Source organism: Roseovarius sp., assembly GCF_018066915.1.
Taxonomy (GTDB): domain Bacteria; phylum Pseudomonadota; class Alphaproteobacteria; order Rhodobacterales; family Rhodobacteraceae; genus Roseovarius.
The window spans coordinates 1-3,123 of record NZ_JAGPVV010000083.1 but is presented as its reverse complement, the minus strand read 5'-3'; the positions used below and the strand labels follow the sequence as shown (position 1 = coordinate 3,123).

3 protein-coding genes are annotated in these 3,123 nt (G+C 60.8%); all 3 read right to left on the bottom strand.

All coding sequences use genetic code 11. From position 1 onward, the window contains the following. On the bottom strand, positions 1-396 hold a 396-nt coding region (locus tag KBT70_RS04785; RefSeq protein ID WP_296629387.1), incomplete at its 3' end, for an ATP-binding cassette domain-containing protein. A gap of 227 nt (positions 397-623) precedes the next feature. Then, on the bottom strand, positions 624-1,994 hold the full coding sequence (locus tag KBT70_RS04780) for an aspartate aminotransferase family protein (RefSeq protein WP_296629386.1): 1,371 nt from the start codon (positions 1,992-1,994) through the stop codon (positions 624-626). A 66-nt stretch (positions 1,995-2,060) separates the two neighbouring features. Then, the coding region (locus KBT70_RS04775; RefSeq protein WP_296629385.1) for an aldehyde dehydrogenase family protein at positions 2,061-3,123 on the bottom strand (1,063 nt) is incomplete at its 5' end.

Below are 3,123 nucleotides of genomic sequence, written 5' to 3'. Positions count from 1 at the left end.
ACCCATCTGCACCATGTCGAGCGCCCGCTTGATCTTTGCTTCGCGATCAGCCTTGCCCATTTTCCGAACTTCCAGCGGGAAGCTCAGGTTTTCGGCAATCGTCATATGCGGAAACAGCGCGTAATTCTGGAAAACCATGCCGATGCCGCGCTTGTGCGGCGGAATGTTGTTGATGCTCACACCGTCGAGCTTGATCTCGCCGTGGGTCGCTGTCTCGAACCCTGCAAGCATCATCAGACAGGTTGTCTTGCCAGAGCCCGACGGCCCCAGCATCGTCAGAAATTCGCCCTTGGGCAAGGTCAGGTTCAGATCCTTGACGACCAGTGTTTCGCCGTCATAGCTCTTCTGGACACGTTCAAACGCAACGAACGCATCGTTGTTCCCGGTATCTGCCAAGTTCGGCTCCCTATTGTATTCATCGCAAGCGTTTGCCTCGCGTTCGCAAGAAACTAAAACAACAAGACCCCTCACATGCAAGCGGATTGCGGCACTTTTTTCCCGAAACCGACCTGCGCAGGTCAAAACGCCTGCAAGTCAAGCAAGATAAGTCAATTTTCCTGCAAATGGCCGAGGCACGCTCCGCTTTAGCGCGAGCCTCGGCGGTGTTTTCAACGGAAAATCACCTATCCCAGCACGGATTGCACGGCTTTTGTGGTTTTGTGAATCACCTCATCCGCCTCGGATTTGGTCAGGCAGAAGGGCGGTGCAAAGCCCAGAATGTCCCCCTGCGGCATGGCCCGCGCGATCACACCCGTGGCCGCCAGCGCGGCGGAAATCTGCGGCCCCACCTTGTCGGCCGCGTCAAAGAATGTCCGGCTGTCGCGGTCCTTGACGAATTCCACGGCACAGAGCATCCCCTCGCCACGCACCTCGCCCACATGCGCATGCGCGCCCAGCGCCTCGGCCATGCCACGATTAAGATAGCCGCCCACTTCGCGGTTATTGGCGATCAGGTTCAGATCATCGAGCAGCTTGAGGTTGGCCACCCCCGCCGCAGCCCCGATGGGATGCGCCGAATAGGTCCAGCCATGGCCAATGGGGCCATTCTCATCCGTGCCCTGCTCCAGCACCTTCCACATCCGGTCGCTGACGATGCTGCCCGACAGTGGCGCATAGGCGCTCGTCAGTCCCTTGGCGATGGTGATGAGATCCGGTTTCAACCCGTAATGCTCGGACCCGAACATTGTCCCCAACCGGCCAAAGCCCGTCACCACCTCATCCGCCACCAGCAGGATGTCGTGCTTGGTCAACACCTCTTGAATGGCGGCCCAATAGCCAGCGGGCGGCGGCACGATGCCCCCGGTGCCTAGCACCGGCTCGCCGATAAAGGCAGCGATGGTGTCGGCCCCCTCACGCGCGATCAGCGCTTCCAGTTCCGCAATGCAATGCGCGACGAATTGATCCTCGGTCTGATCCAGATTGGCGCGGCGGAAATAATAGGGCGCCTCAGTATGGACCACCTGCGCCAGCGGCAGGTCGAATTTCTTGTGAAACAGCTCCAACCCGGTGAGCGAGCCGGTCACGAGACCAGAGCCGTGATAGCCGCGCCAACGGCTGATGATCTTCTTCTTTTCAGGCCGTCCAAGGATGTTGTTGTAATACCAGATCAGCTTGACGTTGGTCTCGTTGGCATCAGAGCCGGAAAGACCGAAATAGACCTTGGACATATGCGCCGGGGCGCGGTCCATGATCATCTTGGCAAGGGTGATCGACGCTTCGGTGCCGTGACCCACATAGGCGTGATAATAGGCCAGTTCCCGCGCCTGTGCCGCAATCGCCTCGGCAATCTCTTGGCGGCCATAGCCCACGTTGACGCAGTAAAGCCCGGCAAAGGCATCGAGCAGGCGATTGCCGTCCCGATCCTCGATATGACAGCCGCTGCCGCTCTTGATCACCCGGTTGGGTGCCTCACCGCGTGCGAACTGCGCAAGATGCGTGGAGGGGTGAAAGAAATTCTCGCGATCCCATTGATCGAGTTGGTCGTTGCGCAGCATCGTGTTTCCTCTCTTCGGGGGCACACCCCCAGCTTCATCGTTCCAAAAATACTCGAATCCCGACCGTCACGCCCAATCGCGGCAGACGTATTTGATTTCCATGAATTCCTCCATGCCGCGCCGCGCTCCTTCGCGGCCCAGCCCCGATTGCTTGACCCCGCCAAAGGGGATCGGCGCGCCCGTGACCTTGGTCCGGTTCACTGCCACCATGCCGAATTGCAGCGCCCGCGTCATCCGGTAGATGCGGCGCGGATCGTGGCAATGGAGATAGGCGATAAGACCATATTCCGTGGCATTGGCACGGGCCACCACCTCGTCCTCGGTGTCAAAGGGCGTGATCGCCGCCACCGGGCCAAAGGTCTCATCGCGCATGATTGCGGCGGCGTCGGGCACATCCGTCAGAACCGTGGGTTGATAAAAGAGCGGCCCCAGCGCATCGCGCTTGCCACCGCAGGCGAGCGTCGCACCGTGGGCCAGCGCATCGGCCACATGCTCTTCCTGCTTGCTGACCGCGTTCTCGTTCATCAAAGGGCCGATGTCGGGATCGTCCATGCAACGCCCAAGCGTGAGTGTCCGTACCGCGTCGGTAAAGCGTCGGCAAAACGCGTCATAGATCGGGCGCTCGACGTAAATCCGGTTGGCCCCCAGACAATCCTGCCCTGAGGTGGCAAACTTGGCCTTGATGGACTCGGCCACCGCTGTTTCCAGATCGGCATTCTTGAACACGATCACCGGTGCGTGGCCGCCCAGTTCCAGCACCAGTTTCTTGACCGTCCCGGCGCATTGGCGATAGAGCAACTGCCCGATATTGGTCGACCCGGTAAAGCTGAGGACGCGCACGCGGGCGTCTTGCGTCCACGGCTCCACAACCGTCGCAGCGCGGCCTGTGACCACGTTGAACACACCCGCCGGGATGCCCGCGCGCTCGGCCAGTTCGGCCAAGGCCAGTGCCGAATAGGGTGTCTCGGCGCTTGGATGTGCGACCACGGTGCAGCCTGCCGCCATCGCCGCCGCAGCCTTGCGCGTGAGCATGGCAGAGGGAAAATTCCACGGCGTGATGAGCGCGGCCACGCCCACCGGCTCGAGCCACAATTCGACCTCGGCATCGGGCAGGTGGCTTGTGACCCCT